Origin of the sequence: Pseudoxanthomonas sp. JBR18, assembly GCF_028198165.1 — a bacterium.
GTDB lineage: Bacteria > Pseudomonadota > Gammaproteobacteria > Xanthomonadales > Xanthomonadaceae > Pseudoxanthomonas_A.
The window spans coordinates 3,310,369-3,325,377 of sequence record NZ_CP116339.1; the positions used below are offsets into that span (position 1 = coordinate 3,310,369).

The 15,009-nt window shown below is 68.5% G+C and carries 17 protein-coding genes; 3 read left to right on the top strand and 14 right to left on the bottom strand.

Going from position 1 to position 15,009, the window contains the following annotated elements; translation table 11 throughout:
* Nucleotides 1-24: 24 nt before the first annotated feature.
* The 9 genes from PJ250_RS14925 to PJ250_RS14965 form a co-directional block, all read right to left on the bottom strand.
* Nucleotides 25-600, bottom strand: coding sequence for a DsbE family thiol:disulfide interchange protein (locus PJ250_RS14925; protein WP_271645354.1), 576 nt, complete (start codon nucleotides 598-600; stop codon nucleotides 25-27).
* Complete coding sequence (locus PJ250_RS14930; protein WP_271645355.1) at nucleotides 597-2,516, bottom strand: heme lyase CcmF/NrfE family subunit; 1,920 nt, start codon at nucleotides 2,514-2,516, stop codon at nucleotides 597-599. Before PJ250_RS14930 ends, PJ250_RS14925 begins: the two co-directional genes overlap by 4 nt.
* Before the next feature lie 60 nt (nucleotides 2,517-2,576).
* Entirely contained in the window at nucleotides 2,577-3,044 is a 468-nt protein-coding gene (ccmE, locus tag PJ250_RS14935) for a cytochrome c maturation protein CcmE (protein WP_271645356.1), read from the bottom strand.
* On the bottom strand, nucleotides 3,041-3,220 hold the full coding sequence (ccmD, locus tag PJ250_RS14940) for a heme exporter protein CcmD (RefSeq protein ID WP_271645357.1): 180 nt from the start codon (nucleotides 3,218-3,220) through the stop codon (nucleotides 3,041-3,043). The genes ccmE and ccmD overlap by 4 nt, the downstream gene beginning before the upstream one ends.
* Nucleotides 3,217-3,975, bottom strand: a complete 759-nt coding sequence (ccmC, locus tag PJ250_RS14945) for a heme ABC transporter permease CcmC (protein ID WP_271645358.1) — start codon at nucleotides 3,973-3,975, stop codon at nucleotides 3,217-3,219. Before ccmC ends, ccmD begins: the two co-directional genes overlap by 4 nt.
* Nucleotides 3,976-4,151: 176 nt before the next feature.
* Nucleotides 4,152-4,598, bottom strand: coding sequence for an azurin (azu, locus tag PJ250_RS14950; RefSeq protein ID WP_271645359.1), 447 nt, complete (start codon nucleotides 4,596-4,598; stop codon nucleotides 4,152-4,154).
* Between the two features lie 225 nt (nucleotides 4,599-4,823).
* Nucleotides 4,824-5,507, bottom strand: a complete 684-nt coding sequence (gene ccmB / locus PJ250_RS14955; protein WP_271645360.1) for a heme exporter protein CcmB — start codon at nucleotides 5,505-5,507, stop codon at nucleotides 4,824-4,826.
* A 39-nt stretch (nucleotides 5,508-5,546) separates the two neighbouring features.
* Complete coding sequence (ccmA, locus tag PJ250_RS14960; RefSeq protein WP_271645361.1) at nucleotides 5,547-6,275, bottom strand: heme ABC exporter ATP-binding protein CcmA; 729 nt, start codon at nucleotides 6,273-6,275, stop codon at nucleotides 5,547-5,549.
* Between the two features lie 41 nt (nucleotides 6,276-6,316).
* Nucleotides 6,317-6,796, bottom strand: coding sequence for a DUF3293 domain-containing protein (locus tag PJ250_RS14965; protein WP_271645362.1), 480 nt, complete (start codon nucleotides 6,794-6,796; stop codon nucleotides 6,317-6,319).
* 171 nt (nucleotides 6,797-6,967) lie between these two features.
* Here PJ250_RS14965 and PJ250_RS14970 point away from each other — a divergent pair, with 171 nt between their 5' ends.
* The 3 genes from PJ250_RS14970 to hemN all read left to right on the top strand — a co-directional run bounded on the left by PJ250_RS14970 (nucleotide 6,968) and on the right by hemN (nucleotide 10,654).
* Entirely contained in the window at nucleotides 6,968-8,116 is a 1,149-nt protein-coding gene (locus PJ250_RS14970; RefSeq protein WP_271645363.1) for a pyridoxal phosphate-dependent aminotransferase, read from the top strand.
* Between the two features lie 258 nt (nucleotides 8,117-8,374).
* Complete coding sequence (locus tag PJ250_RS14975) at nucleotides 8,375-9,178, top strand: amidohydrolase (RefSeq protein ID WP_271645364.1); 804 nt, start codon at nucleotides 8,375-8,377, stop codon at nucleotides 9,176-9,178.
* Between the two features lie 66 nt (nucleotides 9,179-9,244).
* Complete coding sequence (hemN, locus tag PJ250_RS14980) at nucleotides 9,245-10,654, top strand: oxygen-independent coproporphyrinogen III oxidase (protein WP_271645365.1); 1,410 nt, start codon at nucleotides 9,245-9,247, stop codon at nucleotides 10,652-10,654.
* Between the two features lie 12 nt (nucleotides 10,655-10,666).
* On the opposite strand, the gene PJ250_RS14985 is transcribed toward hemN, so the two are convergent.
* The 5 genes from PJ250_RS14985 to PJ250_RS15005 form a co-directional block, all read right to left on the bottom strand.
* Nucleotides 10,667-11,074, bottom strand: a complete 408-nt coding sequence (locus PJ250_RS14985; protein WP_271645366.1) for a hypothetical protein — start codon at nucleotides 11,072-11,074, stop codon at nucleotides 10,667-10,669.
* 25 nt (nucleotides 11,075-11,099) lie between these two features.
* Nucleotides 11,100-12,974, bottom strand: a complete 1,875-nt coding sequence (locus tag PJ250_RS14990; RefSeq protein WP_271645367.1) for an ABC transporter ATP-binding protein — start codon at nucleotides 12,972-12,974, stop codon at nucleotides 11,100-11,102.
* A 136-nt stretch (nucleotides 12,975-13,110) separates the two neighbouring features.
* Complete coding sequence (locus PJ250_RS14995; protein WP_271645368.1) at nucleotides 13,111-13,593, bottom strand: FKBP-type peptidyl-prolyl cis-trans isomerase; 483 nt, start codon at nucleotides 13,591-13,593, stop codon at nucleotides 13,111-13,113.
* A 152-nt stretch (nucleotides 13,594-13,745) separates the two neighbouring features.
* The gene (locus PJ250_RS15000) at nucleotides 13,746-13,901 is read right to left on the bottom strand and encodes a hypothetical protein (protein WP_271645369.1); all 156 of its coding nucleotides are present in this window, start codon (nucleotides 13,899-13,901) and stop codon (nucleotides 13,746-13,748) included.
* A gap of 75 nt (nucleotides 13,902-13,976) precedes the next feature.
* A complete protein-coding gene (locus tag PJ250_RS15005) occupies nucleotides 13,977-14,936 on the bottom strand; it encodes a cation diffusion facilitator family transporter (protein WP_271645370.1) in 960 nt (319 codons plus the stop codon).
* Nucleotides 14,937-15,009 lie beyond the last annotated feature (73 nt).

A 15,009-nucleotide genomic window follows, 5' to 3' on the forward strand; every position in this document is an offset into this window, starting at 1 on the left:
TACGGGGCGCGTGGGAATGGGCGCTCATCGCGCGGCCTCCGCCGCGGCCAGGGCCGGCAGCAGCTCGCGCTCGATCAGGGCCTCATCCAGCGGGCCGACATGCTTCCAGCGGATGATGCCGTCGGCGTCGATCAGGAAGGTCTCCGGCGCGCCGTAGATGCCCCAGTTGAGCGAGGCCTTGCCCTGGACGTCGGTCACCACGGTCTCGTAGGGATTCCCGAACTGCTGCAGCCAGCGCAGGGCGTCGGCAGGCTCGTCCTTGAGGTCGTAGCCGATCACGCGGACTTTGCCGGTCCGGGCGAAGGCGTTGATCACCGGATGCTCGACGCGGCATTCCGGGCACCAGCTGCCCCAGACGTTGAGCAGGTAGGGCTTGCCGCGCAGGGTGGCGAAATCGAGCGTCTTGTCGGGCTCGTGCAGCAGCGGCAGCACCGTAGCCGGCGCCGGCTTGCCGATCAGCGCCGAAGGCAGGGCCTGACGGTCGGGACGGTCCGAGCGCTTGACCGCGACCAGCAGCAGCGCGAAGACAGCCGACAGGCACACCACGCCGATCACCAGCGCAGGGCGCGACACGCCGCGGCGTTCGGGCGCTGCGTTCATGCGCGGGCCTCCTTGCGGCGGCGGAAGCGGCGGTCGGTGGCGCTGACCAAGCCACCCAACGCCATCAGCACCGCGCCGGCCCAGATCCAGCGCACCATCGGCTTGATCTGGACGCGCACCGCCCAGGCCCCATCGCCCAGTGATTCGCCCAGTGCGACGTAGACATCGCCCAGCACGCCGGGACGCACGGCCGACTCGGTCATGACCTGGCCACCGCTGGCGTAGGCGCGCTTCTCCGGATGCAGGGTCTGCAGCGCCTGTCCGGCCTTGCTCAGCTGCAAGGTGCCGTAGTCGGCGGTGTAGTTGGGGCCACGGGTTTCTTCGACGCCCTCGAACGTGAAGCCATAGTGGCCGATCTCCAGGGTCTGTCCGGGCCGCATGGCGACCTCGCGCTGTACGTTGAGGGCTTCCACCAGCAGCGCGCCGACCAGGAACACCGCCAGCCCGAAGTGGGCCAGGCTCATGCCCAGCATCTCGGCGGTCATGCGCCCCTGCGCGCGCAGGCGCTGCCACACAAAGCGCAGCGTGCCGCCGGCCACCCACAGCGCACCGGCGATGCCGGCGGCGGTCTTCCACTGGCCCTGCGGCGCCAGGAAATAGGCGATGCCGCCACCGACCACGGCCACGAGCGCCCACGGTGCCAGCAGCGCGGTGACACGCGAGGCCTGCTCGCGCTGCCACTTGAACAACGGGCCGAACGGCAGCAGCAGCACCAGCGGCGTCATCAGCAGCACGAACAGCAGGCTGAAGTAGGGCGGCCCGACCGAGATCTTGCCCAGGTCCAGCGCGTCTGCCAGCAGCGGATAGAGGGTGCCCAGCGCGACCATGGCGCAGGCGCAGCCCAGCAGCACGTTGTTGGCCAGCAGCAGCGTCTCGCGTGAGCTGGCCGCGAACGGCGCGCCGTCGGCGACCTGCGGCGCGCGCAAGGCATACAGCAGCAGCGAACCGCCCACCACGAGCCCTAAGAAGATCAGGACGAACAGGCCCCGGGTGGGATCGGCGGCAAAGGCGTGCACGCTGGTCAGCACGCCCGAGCGCACCAGGAAGGTCCCCAGCAGCGACAGCGAGAATGCGGCGATGGCCAGCAGCAGGGTCCAGCCGCGGAAACTTCCGCGTTTCTCGGTCACCGCCTGCGAATGCAGCAGGGCCGCGCCGGCCAGCCATGGCATGAAGCTGGCGTTTTCCACCGGGTCCCAGAACCACCAGCCGCCCCAGCCCAGCTCCGAATACGCCCACCAGCTGCCCAGGGCGATACCGCCGGTCAGGAATGCCCAGGCCACGTTGGTCCACGGGCGGGTCCAGCGCAGCCAGCGCGCATCGACCTCGCCGTCCAGCAGCGCGGCGATGGCGAAGGCGAACGGCACCGAGAACCCGACGTAGCCCAGGTACAGCATCGGCGGATGGATGATCATCCCCGGGTCCTGCAGCAGCGGATTGAGGTCGCGGCCTTCCGGCGCGGCCGGCAGCAGGCGCGCGAACGGGTCGGAGGTGAAGATCAGGAAGGACAGGAAGCCCACGCTCACCAGGCCCATCACCCCCAGCACGCGGGCGATCACCCGCTCGGGCAGGGCGTGGGAGAACAGCGCGACCGCCGCGGTCCACAGCGCCAGCACCAGCGCCCACAGCAGCAGCGAGCCTTCGTGCGAGCCCCACACCGCGGTGTAGCGGTAGACCAGCGGCAGCAGCGAGTTGGAGTTCTCGGCCACGTAGCGCACCGAGAAGTCCTGGGTGACGAACGACACCGTCAGCATCGCGAAGGCCAGGCCCACGGCCACCAGTTGGGCCAGCGCCGCCGGGCGGGCCACGCCCATCAGCGCGGCATGTCCCTTGTGCGCACCGGCCAGCGGTAGGGCGGCCTGCAGCACCGTCACCAGCAGAGCCAGGATCAGGGCGAGTTGCCCGAGTTCAGGCAGCACGGTCGTTCCTCGCGATCAGGGGGGAGCGCCTCGCGCCAGCGAGGCCCGGACATGCCCGCATCAGGGTGCGTCCGCGGCGACGGTGGGCGCCGGCACGTCGTGCTTGAGGTGCGCCTTGGCCATTTTGTCGGCTACTTCCTTGGGCATGTAGGTCTCGTCATGCTTGGCGAGCACCTCGGTGGCCACGAAATGGCCGCCCTGCATCGAGCCGGTGGCGATCACCGCCTGATCCTCGCGGAACAGGTCCGGCAGGATCCCGGTGTACAGCACCGGTAGCTGTGCATCGCCGTCGGTGACGCTGAAGTGCGCTTCCATCGAGCCCTGCGCACGCTTGAACGAGCCGCGCTCGACCATGCCGCCCAGGCGGAAGCGCGCCTGCTGACCGGCCTGGCCCTTGAGCACCTCGGACGGGGTGTAGAGGTAGGCCACATTGCGCTGCAGGGCCATGGCCACCAGCGTGGTGGCGATGGCGGCGGCGGCCACCAGGACCAGAACCAGCAATAGGCGACGGCGCCTTACCGGGTTCATCGCGCCAACTCGGTGTCGGTGGCGGCCGTGGCCGCGCGACGCTGGCGCTGGCGGCTGCCGCGCAGGCGCGCGGCCCGCAGCAGGCGGCGGATCTGCAGCCGTGGGACGACGAAGTCCCAGGCCAGCACGATGGCGAACACCGCGTAGGCGGCGATGACGTAGTGCAGGTAGGTCATGCGCGCTCCTCGGCCAGGTGGGCGACCCAGTCCTTGCCCGATTCGCGGCGCAGGTTGTCGGCGCGCGCGCGCGACAGCAGCGAGCCGGCGAACCAGCACTTGGTCGCCAGGACCATGATCCACAGCGGCGCGATCATGCTGGCGTCCATGTGCGACTTGCCGAACAGGTTGATGGTCTGGCCCTGGTGCAGCGAGTTCCACCACACCACCGAGTAGCGAATCACCGGCAGCAGGGCGACCCCGACGATGGCCAGCAGCCCGGCAGCGCGCGCGGCGGCGCGGCGATCCTCGATGGCGCCGTACAGGCCCATCACGCCCAGGTAGAGGAACAGCAGGATCAGCTCGGTGGTCAGGCGCGGATCCCAGTCCCACCAGGTGCCCCACATCGGCTTGCCCCAGATCGAACCGGTGAGCAGGGTGATCAGGGTGAATGCGGCGCCGATCGGCGCGCAGGCCATGGCCAGGATCTCGCACAGCTTGATCCGCCACACCAGCGCGATGGCGGCGTACAGCGCCATCAGCCCAAACACGAACAGGCTCATCCAGGCGCTGGGCACGTGGATGTAGAGGATGCGGAAACTATCCCCCTGCTGGTAGTCCGCCGGTACCACGAACAGCGCCTGCCAAAGCCCGAGCGCCATCAACAGCACGCCGGCCAGATAGCACCATGGCGTCCAGCGCGCGGCGAAGCGGTCGAAGATGGGCGGGGACCCCAGTCGGTGGAACCACAGCACCACCGCATTCTTGTTGGACATCGCAAGCTGCTCGCTTCATCGGAGAAGCCGCATCCGGGGGCGGGGGCGGAATACGGCGTTGACCGTCACGTCCATCGACGTGGCTGGCATCCGCCGTATCTTTTCAGAAAGCACGCCGCCGCGCCAACAAATGGCGCGGCGGCCGTCGAGGCGGAAAAGTCGCGCCCGGCGCAGGCTTACTTGACGGTCAGGGTGCCCTTCATCAGGGACGAGTGCCCCGGGAAGCTGCAGAAGAACGAATACGGCGCGCCGGTGATCTTGGCCACCGGGAAGCTGACCGAGGTCTTCTCACCGCCGCCGATCACCTTGCTGTGGGCGACCACGCGGGGGTCGCCGGCCTTGACGTAGTCGTTGGCCAGGCCTGCGCCCATGCCTTCGCTGGCCACCGCCGAGATGTCGGCGGTCTTCGCGATCACCACGTTGTGGCCCATGATGTTCTTGGCCAGCTTGCCCGGATGGCTGAAGTTGATGGTGAACTCCTTGCAGCTCTTGGGCACGTCGATGTTGATCTTGTCGAACTTCATCGCGTCATCGCCGGCCAGGTCGGCCGAACAGGTCGCGGCCTGGGCGGCCAGCGGCGCCGACAGCAGCAGGGTCATCGCGATCAGGATCTTGCGCAGCATGTGGATCTCCGGAAAAAAACACGTGGGTTGAGTCAGACACCCCCAATCCTGGCAGAGCCGGACACGTTTGTGCGCATCCGGCGCGCGCCAACGTCGCTGAATGCCAGACGGCCGCGCGCGCGGACCAGGGGCATCACCCGCTGTGACTTGGCCTGTCGCCAAGGCCAGGGGACGCGTTTGCGGGGGTTGCGTCGGCCGCCTCAGACCAAGGTCTAACGCCGCCGATCAGTTCAGGGCGATGCGGATCGCGGCAGCGGCGGCGAGCGGTGCCAGCACCGTGGCGATCACCAGGCCGGCCGCCAGCAGCAGCAAGGCGCCGTCCACGGGCAGACCCTGCGCACTGGCGGCCACGCTGCCGGCCCCGAACACCAGCACCGGGACGTAGAGCGGCAGCGCCAGCAGCGCCAGCAGGATGCCGGCCCGGCGCATGCCCACCGTCAATGCCGCCACGACCGCGCCGAGCAGGCTCAGCAGTGGCGTGCCCAGCAGCAGGGACGCCATCAACACCGGCAATTGCCCGTGCGGCAACTGCATCAGTTCGGCCAACAGCGGGGTCACGAGGATCAGCGGCAGCGTGGTAGTCAGCCAGTGGCTGAACACACGAACGGTGACCAGCCAGGCCAGGGGGACCGGTGCCAGGATCCACTGCTCCAGCGAGCCATCCTCGGCGTCGCCGCGGAACAGCGTATCCAGCGCCAGCAGTCCGGCCAGCAGGACCGCCAGCCACAGCACGCCGCCGGCGACCTGGGCCAGCAGCTTGGGGCTGCCCCCCAACGAGAGCGCGAACAGGACCACCACCAGCAGGGCGAACAGCGCCGGCTGCAGGGCGTCGCCGCGGCGACGCCACATCAGGCGCAGATCGCGCACGAGCAGGGCGCGCGCCACGCCGGGCAGGGTCGGAAGACTCATGCGGCGACTCCAGCAAGCTCAGCGATGCCGACCATGGCGCTACGCCTTCGCCTCTTGATGCCCTGGCCTCGCCACCCGTGGCTGGGCGCCCGCCGTCGCGTCCGCCGCAGATTGGGTATCGGCAAAGCGCGCCGGCTCACCCATGTCCAGCAGGCGGGTGCGCACCGGCGGCGCCGCATAGGCGCCATGGGTGGTGACCAGGGCCGCGCCACCGCCGCGCAGGTGAGCGTCGACCATCCGGTTGACCAGGGTGATGCCGTCCAGATCCAGGTTGGCGTAGGGCTCGTCCAGAAGCCACAGCGGCGCGGGCGAAAGCCACATGCGGGCCAGCGACAGGCGTTTTTTCTGCCCGGCCGAGAGCTGCCGGGCGGGGGTGTCCTCGTAGCCGGCCAGCCCGGTCATGGCCATGGCGGCGGCCGGCTCCGGCGTCTGCCGGCGCCCATGCAGGCCGCACAGGAATTCCAGGTTCTCCAATGCGCCCAGATCGCCTTTCAGCGCGGGCAGGTGACCCAGATAGGCCAGCGCATGGGCGCGTCCCTGCACGTCGGCTGGCTTGCCTTCCAGGGCGATGGTGCCGGCATCGGCCCGCAGCAGGCCGGCCAGCACGCGCAGCAGGGTGGTCTTGCCGACCCCGTTGCCGCCCTGAACCAACAGTGCCTCGCCGGCGTCGACCTGGAAATCGAGCGGGCCGAAGACGGGGTCCTCGTTACGGCTGAAGCACAGTCCCTGCACCGACAGCAGGGGGGGGCGGGAAGCGGGGGCGGTCATCGCGCGCATTGTAGGGGCGCCCGCGCGCCTGAATGACCCGATCAGCCGATCCAGTCGGTGAACGCGTCCTCGGCGCAGTCGTGCGGGCGGGGGTGCTGCATGCGCAGCCGGACCGCTTCGCCCGCGCGCCAGTAGACCGTGCTGGCCTGGCCGAACAGGCGCGCCAGCGCGTCTGCCGCTTCCGGGGCGACGTCCAGGACCAGCCAGCCGTGTTCGACGGCACCTCCGCGGGCGTTGCAGCCCAGGGCGCGATGGATGGACAGGCCCGAGCTGAGCAGGTGCTGTTCAAGGGCGTCGCCCGCCTCCAGGTTGCCCTGTCCAGCGGGCTCGCGGGAGTGCGGATTCCATGCGGTGATGAATTGGTAGCTGGAGCCACCCAGCTCGCGCTCGATCTCCGCGGCGCACTGGCCGACCTGGAACAACCATTCCCGGCGACCGGCCACGGCAAAATAGTGCGCACAGGCATACCGCCGTGCCAACTGGCCCAGCGACAGCTGCCCTGGATCTTCTTCCCCTGTCATGGCGCGATCATGGCGTGGGTGTGTCAGCGCTGCCATCGTCCGAAGGTCGAGCGGTCCTGGGTGGCGACCGGCGGCTGCGCGGGCCCCGCGGGGTCATGGATTGACCGGCGCGCGCAGTGGCATTGCGTACACTTGCCGGCCACCCCACGAACTGGCCCGGACCCCGGATCGATGCAGCCGCAGACCAAGTTGCCCCGCGTGGGCACGACCATTTTCACCGTGATGTCCCAACTGGCCGCCGAGCACGGTGCGGTCAATCTGGGCCAGGGCTTTCCGGATTTCCCGGTGCCGCAGCGGTTGGTGGACGAGCTGGACAAGGCCATGCGCGCCGGCCACAACCAGTACCCGCCGATGACCGGCGTGGCCCTGCTGCGCCAGGCCATCGCCGCCAAGGTGTTGCGCTGCTACGGCGCCCAGGTCAATCCGGACACCGAGATCACCGTGACCAGCGGCGCCACCGAGGCGTTGTTCAACGCCATCCATGCGGTGGTGCGCCCGGGCGAGGAGGTGATCGTGCTCGACCCGGCCTATGACAGCTATGAACCTGCGATCGAGCTGGCCGGCGCCCGCGCCGTGCACGTGGCGCTGGACCCGCAGACCTTCGCGGTGGACTGGGACAAGGTGCGCGCCGCGATCACCCCGGCCACGCGCCTGATCATGATCAACAGCCCGCACAATCCGTCGGGGGCGATGCTGGGCAAGGCCGACCTGGAAGCGCTGACCAACATCCTGGAAGGCACCGATATCTTCCTGGTCTCCGACGAGGTCTACGAGCACATCGTGTTCGACGGCCGCGTGCATGAATCGATCCTGCGCTGGCCGGAGCTGGCCCGGCGCGCCTTCGTGGTATCCAGCTTCGGCAAGACCTACCACTGCACCGGTTGGAAGATCGGCTACGCGATCGCCCCGCCGGCGCTGACGGCGGAATTCCGCAAGGTGCACCAGTACAACACCTTCACCAGTTTCGCCCCGGCCCAGCACGCCTTCGCCGCGATGCTCCAGGCCGAGCCGGAGCACGACGAGCAGCTGGGCGCGTTCTACCAGGCCAAGCGCGACCGCTTCGCCGAGCAGCTGCGGACCACCCGGCTCAAGCCGTTGCCGGTCCCGGGCGGGTATTTCCAGCTGGTCGACTACTCGGCGGTCAGCGACCTGCCGGACATCGAATTCGTGAAGTGGCTGACCGTCGAGCACGGCGTCACTGCGATCCCGCTCTCGCCGTTCTACGAAACCCCGCCGGCCGGCCAGCGCCTGGCGCGCCTGTGCTTCGCCAAGAACGCCGCCACGCTGGACGCGGCGATCGAACGATTGAAGTTGCTGTAATGGCGCGGACGCGTTGGTTCGGCTGGTTCCGGACCCTTGTAGCGCCGAGTTTGCTCGGCTGGATCCGGAAGTTTGTAGCGCCGAGCTTGCTCGGCTGGCGCTCTGCCGGGGAAGCCTCAGCCGAGCAAGCTCGGCGCTACAGGGATGTCGGGAAAGCTTCAGCCGAGCAAGCTCGGCGCTACGGGAGCGGTCGCCGGGTAAGGACGGCATTTGGGAACGGAGCGGGCGCCGCTCTCTGGCTATGAGGAGGAGATCACGATGCAGGATCTGAGAATCGCCCTGGTCCAGGGCGCCACCCGCTGGCACGACCCGGCCGGCAACCGCAGCTACTACGGCGAGCTGATCGCGCCGACGGCGCGCCATGCCGATCTGGTGATCCTGCCGGAGACCTTCACCAGCGGGTTCTCCAACGACGCCATCGACAAGGCCGAGGGCATGGATGGGCCGACCGTGGCCTGGATCATCGAGCAGGCGGTGATCTTGAATGCCGCCGTCACCGGCAGCGTGCAGCTGCGGACCGAGGATGGCGTGTTCAACCGCCTGCTGTGGGCCACGCCGGACGGCGCACTGGCCTACTACGACAAGCGCCACCTGTTCCGCTACGCCAACGAGCACAAGCGCTACGCGTCTGGGCGCGAGCGACTGAGCGTGGAGTGGAAGGGCTGGCGGATCAATCCGCAGGTCTGCTACGACCTGCGCTTCCCGGTGTTCTGCCGCAACCGGTTCGATGTCGAGCGCCCCGGGCAGTTGGACTTCGACCTGCAGCTGTTCGTGGCCAACTGGCCGGCGTCACGCCGCTATCCGTGGCAGACGCTGCTGCGTGCCCGCGCCATCGAGAACCTGTGCGTGGTCGCCGCGGTCAACCGCGTCGGCACCGACGGCAACGGGCTGGAGTACGCGGGCGACAGCGTGGTGCTCGATGCCCTGGGCCAGCCCCTGGCCGAGGCCGATGCGTCCGAGGGCGTGACCTATGCGGCGGTTTCGGCCGAGGCCCTGCGCGCGCATCGGGAGCACTTCCCGGCGATGCTGGATGCCGATCGCTTCGAGCTGATCGATCGGTAATTCCGTGCGCGGGCCGCTTTGATCCAGGTCAAGGCGGCCGGGCGCGCAGGCGGCGAGGATGGCCGCATGACGACTTCGCTCCCGCGGCCAGGCGACTGGTCCTTCGATGCCGAGCTGTTGCGCCGCCATGGCGTCAACGGCCCGCGCTACACCTCCTATCCCAGCGCGCTGCAGTTCAACGAGGACTTTGGGCCGGCGCAGTTCGCCGAGCAGGCGCGACTGAGCAACGTCGGCCAGTACTCGCGGCAGCTGTCGCTGTACGTGCACGTGCCGTTCTGCGCCAGCCCGTGCTTCTACTGCGGCTGCAACCGGGTGATCACCCGCAGCGCGGTCGCCGGCGAACGTTACGTAGACTTCCTGGAGCGCGAGATCGCCCGGGTGGGGGCGTTGTTCGAGCCGGGGCGCGAGGTAGTGCAGCTGCATTTCGGCGGCGGCACGCCCAACTTCCTCGATGGTCCACAGCTGGCCCGGGTCGTGGCCTGCCTACGGCAGCACTTCCACTTCAGCCAGGTGCAGGACCGCGACATCTCCATCGAACTGGACCCGCGCACGACCACACCGGCCCACGTCGCCGCGCTGGCAGAAGCCGGTTTCACCCGCGCCAGCCTGGGCGTGCAGGACCTGTCCGTGCAGGTGCAGGAGGCCATCAACCGCGTGCAGAGCTTCGAGCAGACCTACGCGGTGGTGGCGGCCTGTCGGGCCTACGGGCTGCAGTCGATCAACCTGGACCTGGTCTACGGCCTGCCGTACCAGACCATTGAGGGCTTCGCCGAGACGCTGGACCGGACCCTGGCGCTGAGGCCCGATCGGCTGGCGGTCTACGGATACGCGCATATGCCGTCGGTGTTCAAGGCGCAGCGGCAGATCCCCGAGGACGCGCTGCCCGATGCCGAGGGGCGGCTGGCGCTGCTGGAGCTGGCCGTGCAGCGTCTGCGTGCGGCCGGCTACGACTACATCGGCCTGGACCATTTCGCGCTGCCCGGCGATGCGCTGGCCCAGGCGCTGCGCACTGGCAGCCTGCATCGCAACTTCATGGGCTATACCACCCATGCGCAGACCGACCTGCTGGGCTTTGGTGTCAGCGCGATCAGCCATGTGGGAGACAGCTACAGCCAGAACCATCGCGACCTGCGGCAGTGGGAGGCGGCACTGGAGCAGGAGCGCCTGCCGATCATGCGCGGCGTGCTGCTGGACGAGGACGACACCATCCGCGCCGACGTGATCCAGCAGCTGATGTGCGGCGGGCGGGTCGAGCCGGAGCAGATCGAGCGCGCCTGGAGCATCCGTTTCCAGGAGTACTTCCGCGATGAGATCCACGCGCTGGCGCCGCTGGTCCAGGACGGGCTGGTCCGGGTCGAGCCGGACCTGATCGAGGTCACGCCACGCGGGCGCGGCCTGCTGCGGCTGGTGGCCATGCGCTTCGATCGCTACCTGGCCGGCGGCCAGCTACAGGGTCGGCACTCACGCGCGGTCTGAGCCGGTGCTGGCTCAGGGGGTGAAGCTCAGCTCGTAGGAGACGTAGAACGGCGAGCGCGCCGGCACCAGCAGGATGCGACCGCGCAGGAACTTCTCCATGCAGATCGACAGCGGCGTGGTGCCCTGCCGCCAGGTGTGTTCGATGCGGCCCTGCGCGTCGAGCTGGGCGACCACCACGAAGGGGCTGGTGTCCGGCTGGGGCGTGGCGCAGGCCTCGACCCCGGCTTTCAGCGTGTCGGCCTGGGTGCTGCGCATGGCCTCGGCCACGTCCGCCGGCAGCGAGGCTTCGTCGCGGTCGGCCAGGGCCTTGGCCTGGCTGTAGTTGATCGGCGTCTGAGCGCTGGCGCTCAGGCTGACGCCGCAGAGCAGGGCGGCGAGTGGGATGGCGATGGCGATGGCGATGGCGATGGCGTGGCGCATGGTTTCCTCCTGATGACGGCATCATTCAACGATAGCCGGCGGCCTGCAGTTCGAACAATTCCGCGTAACGGCCGCCCTCGGCCAGCAGGCTTTCGTGGGTGCCGCTGGCCTCCAGCCGGCCCAGGTGCAGTACCAAGATGCGGTCTGCCATGCGCACCGAGGAAAACCGATGCGAGATCAGCACCGCGGTGCGCTGCTCGGACAGCTCGCGGAAGCGTTGGAACACCTCGAATTCGCTGCGCGCATCCAGCGCGGCGGTGGGCTCGTCCAGGATCATCACCTGGGCCTGGCGCATGTAGGCGCGGGCGATGGCGATCTTCTGCCACTGCCCGCCGGACAGGTCCACGCCGGTCTTGAAGCGGCGCCCGATCAGCTGCTCGTAGCCGGCCGGCAGGCCTTCGATCACCTGGTCGGCCAATGCGCTGTGGGCGGCGGCGCGGATGCGGACGGCATCGTCCATGGCCTCGATGCGGCCCACGCCGATGTTCTCGCCGGCGGTCAGGTAGTAGCGCACGAAGTCCTGGAAGATCACCCCGACGTTGGCGCGCAGCGCATCCAGGTCGTACTCGCGCAGGTCGCGCCCGTCCAGCAGGATGCGGCCTTCGTCCGGGTCGTACAGGCGCGCCAGCAGCTTGACCAGAGTGGTCTTGCCGGCGCCGTTTTCACCGACCAGCGCCAGCACTTCACCCACCCTCAGCTCGAAATCCAGGTGTCGCACCGCCCAGTACTCGGCATCCGGATAGCGGAAGCCGACGTTCTCGAACACGAAACCCTGGCGGATCGGCTGCGGGAAGGGGAGTGGGTCGGCGGGGGAGGTGATCTCCGGCTGCACCGCGAAGAACGAGAACAGGTCGTCCAGGTATAGCGCCTGGCCCGCGACCTGCGAAAAGCCCACCAGCAGGCCTTCCAGCAGCTGGCGCAGGCGCAGGAAGCTACCGGCCAGGAAGGTCAGATCGCCGATCGAGAAATCCCCGCTCACCGTGCGCCAGGCGATGTAGGCGTAGGCGGCGTAGTAGCCCAGCGAGCCCAGTGCGGCCAGCGCCGTCCCCCAGATGGCACGCCGTTTGGCCAGCACACGGTTGGCCAGGAACAGCTGCTGGGCCAGCGCGCGATAGCGTCCGATCAGGAAGCGATGGAGGTTGAAGATCTTCACCTCCTTGGCCGTCTCCACGCTGGCGCCGGTCTGGCGCACGTATTCCAGCTGGCGGCGCTCGGGCGTCCACTGGAAGTTGAGCGAGTAGCCCAGCGCGTTGAAATGCGCTTCGCCGACGAAGGCCGGCACCAGCGCCACGATCAGCAGTGCGATCAGCCATGGCGCGTAGGCGAGCAGGCCAATGCCGAAGCTCACCACGGTGATGGCGTCCTGGACCTGCCCGAACAGCTGGCTGAGCAGGTTCATGCGGCCCATGGTCTGGCGCCGCGCGCGGTCCAGCTTGTCCTGCAGCTCCGGATCTTCGAAGTCCTCCAGGTCCAGCGTGGCGGCGTGTTCCATCAGCCGGATGCTGGTGGCGTTGGTGAACAGCTCCGACAGCAGCGTATCGGCATAGCTGATCAGCCGGCCCAGCAGGTCCGAGCCGATCGCCAGGGCGAATTCCAGCGCCAGCAGTTCGAGCAACCGGGTCAGCTGGCCGCTGGCCATTGCCTGGCCCAGCGAATCGAACTGCAGCCCCAGGCCGACCAGGCGCACGGCTTCGTCGATGATCAGCTTGCCCACGTAGAGCGTGGCGACGGGCACCAGGGCGCGGATCAGGCGTAGCCCCAGGCTGCCGACGGTCAGCCACGGGCTGGTGGACCAGACCATGCGCAGGAACGGCGGCAGGTTGCGCATGGCGTCGAAACGCTCGCGCAGGCTGGGTTGTTTGGAGGTGCGCGGCGGTGCGGCGTGAGGCGAGGGCGGCATGGCGCCCATTGTCGCCCGGGCGCGATCAGGGTGGTGCGATCATCGCGCTTGGCCGTGCCTGCATACGAAAACGCCCCGGGGACATCCCGGGGCGTTCGACATCAGCGGTCGCTACCGCGACCGCACATGCTGTGCGTCAGGCGTGCGCGCCGTCGGCGCCGTGCACGTGGCCGTGGTTGAGCTCTTCGGTGGTCGGTTCACGCACATCGGCCACTTCCACGGCGAAGTGCAGGTTGCGGCCGGCCAAGGGGTGGTTGCCGTCGATCGTGACCTGATTTTCGCCGACCTCGGTGACCATCACGACCATCGGACCACGCTCGCTGCGGGCCTCGAACTGCATGCCCGGGACCACGCTGGCGCCCTCGGGGAAGGCGGTCTTGGCGACCTGCTGGACCAGCTGCTCGTGGCGCGGGCCATAGGCTTTCTCCGGCGGCACATCGGCCTGCACGGTGTCGCCCTGCTGCTTGCCGGTGAGCGCCTGCTCCAGGCCCGGCACGATGTTGCCGGCGCCGTGCAGATAGCTCAGCGGGGCTTCGGGCGTGGAGCGATCGATGACCACGCCGTCGTCGTCGGTCAGGGTGTAATGAATTGTGGCGACACGGCCGTCCATGATTTCCATGGGAAACCTCCGTAGTTGAGAAAAAGGGAGTTGAAGCGATACGCCGGCAGAATTCACGGCGAAGATGCGAGTTGCCTTATCTACCCTAGGGAAAAGCGGCCCGCGATACAACCTCGGGGCCCGCCGGGGCGGGCTTCTGGGGCAGGTGCGATTCAGCCGTGTCCGGGCCAATCGTCCAGATAGACTTCGGCAATCGGGCATCGGGCACTTCGCGTTGAACGCTGAGCGCGCCACGCGCGATTCTGGGCGCGTTCTCCGCCGCTGCCATCGCGCACCCGCAGCGCGTCACCCGGATTGCCGTAGATCATGCCGATGTATCAATCCTTCGATGCGGCTCGGTGTGCGGCGTGTCGCGTCGCAGGGCTTCGGTGGTCAAGCGCGGCCTAATGCGGTTGGTTTGCCTCGGCCAGGACCGCGCGCCTGGCTTGGAAGACCTCGGGTGTCTGCGGCTTGACGAAAAGCGCCTTCAGCTCCGGATATTGGCGCTTGACCGCGTCCTCGATGCGGGTGATGCAGGCCTCGATCTGCTGGGTATTGCGTGCATCCTCGAATTCGCAGCTGAGCATGGCCACCACCTGGCGGGGGCCCATCTGCATCGTGGTCACGCCGTTGGCGCCACGCACGTCGACATCGGCGGCCGCGAGCTCCAGGATGGTGCTGGCGACTTTGGGATGGGCCGGCTCGCCGACCAGCAAACCCTTGGTTTCGCGGGCCAGCAGGAAGGCCGCGGTGGCCAGGACCGCGGCGATGCCAAGCGATGCCACGCCATCGAGCACCGGCATCTCCAGCAACTGCGCGGCCAGCAGGCCGGCCAGGGCGAAGCCCAGCCCCAACAGCGCGGCACTGTCCTCCAGCAGCACGGTGAAGGTGGACGGGTCCTTGCTGCGACGAAAGGCTTCGAAATAACCCTGCTTGCCCTTGGTGCGGCGGAACTCGCGCAGGGCCAGGTACCACGAGGTGCCCTCGAACAGGATCGACACGCCCAGCACGATGTAGCTCATCAGATGGCTCTTGGCCGGCTCCGGATGGCGGATGTGGCTGATGCCCTCGTAAGCGGACACGCCCGCACCGGCGGCGAAGACCAGCAGCGCCACGATGAAGCTCCAGAAGTACAGCTCGCGCCCATAGCCGAACGGATGCGTGGTGTCCGGGGCTTTCTCCGCGCGGTGCAGCCCGTAGAGCAGCAGCAGCTCGTTGGTGGTGTCCACCAGCGAGTGCACGCCTTCGCTGAGCATGGCCGAGCTACCGGAAATGCCGGCTGCGATGAACTTGGCGATGGCGATGGCGAGGTTGCCGACCAGGGCGGCATAGACGACAAGGCGCGAGCCGGAGGGTTTGGCCATGGGGCGGAGGATTGGGAAACGGCGTGGACTGACATCTTGGTCAGCCTGGTGTCCCGGCTGCGTGAGAGATCCG

Bases quoted from the DNA above. Each gene is read 5' to 3' on its own strand.
- hemN (WP_271645365.1), top strand. From the start codon at position 9,245: ATGACGACTTCGCTCCCGCGGCCAGGCGACTGGTCCTTCGATGCCGAG.
- PJ250_RS14985 (WP_271645366.1), bottom strand. From the start codon at position 11,074: ATGCGCCACGCCATCGCCATCGCCATCGCCATCGCCATCCCACTCGCC.
- azu (WP_271645359.1), bottom strand. From the start codon at position 4,598: ATGCTGCGCAAGATCCTGATCGCGATGACCCTGCTGCTGTCGGCGCCG.
- PJ250_RS14925 (WP_271645354.1), bottom strand. From the start codon at position 600: ATGAACGCAGCGCCCGAACGCCGCGGCGTGTCGCGCCCTGCGCTGGTG.
- PJ250_RS14990 (WP_271645367.1), bottom strand. From the start codon at position 12,974: ATGCCGCCCTCGCCTCACGCCGCACCGCCGCGCACCTCCAAACAACCC.
- PJ250_RS15000 (WP_271645369.1), bottom strand. From the start codon at position 13,901: ATGATCTACGGCAATCCGGGTGACGCGCTGCGGGTGCGCGATGGCAGC.
- PJ250_RS14995 (WP_271645368.1), bottom strand. From the start codon at position 13,593: ATGGAAATCATGGACGGCCGTGTCGCCACAATTCATTACACCCTGACC.
- PJ250_RS14970 (WP_271645363.1), top strand. From the start codon at position 6,968: ATGCAGCCGCAGACCAAGTTGCCCCGCGTGGGCACGACCATTTTCACC.
- ccmB (WP_271645360.1), bottom strand. From the start codon at position 5,507: ATGAGTCTTCCGACCCTGCCCGGCGTGGCGCGCGCCCTGCTCGTGCGC.
- PJ250_RS14965 (WP_271645362.1), bottom strand. From the start codon at position 6,796: ATGACAGGGGAAGAAGATCCAGGGCAGCTGTCGCTGGGCCAGTTGGCA.
- ccmD (WP_271645357.1), bottom strand. From the start codon at position 3,220: ATGACCTACCTGCACTACGTCATCGCCGCCTACGCGGTGTTCGCCATC.
- ccmC (WP_271645358.1), bottom strand. From the start codon at position 3,975: ATGTCCAACAAGAATGCGGTGGTGCTGTGGTTCCACCGACTGGGGTCC.
- ccmE (WP_271645356.1), bottom strand. From the start codon at position 3,044: ATGAACCCGGTAAGGCGCCGTCGCCTATTGCTGGTTCTGGTCCTGGTG.
- ccmA (WP_271645361.1), bottom strand. From the start codon at position 6,275: ATGACCGCCCCCGCTTCCCGCCCCCCCCTGCTGTCGGTGCAGGGACTG.
- PJ250_RS15005 (WP_271645370.1), bottom strand. From the start codon at position 14,936: ATGGCCAAACCCTCCGGCTCGCGCCTTGTCGTCTATGCCGCCCTGGTC.
- PJ250_RS14975 (WP_271645364.1), top strand. From the start codon at position 8,375: ATGCAGGATCTGAGAATCGCCCTGGTCCAGGGCGCCACCCGCTGGCAC.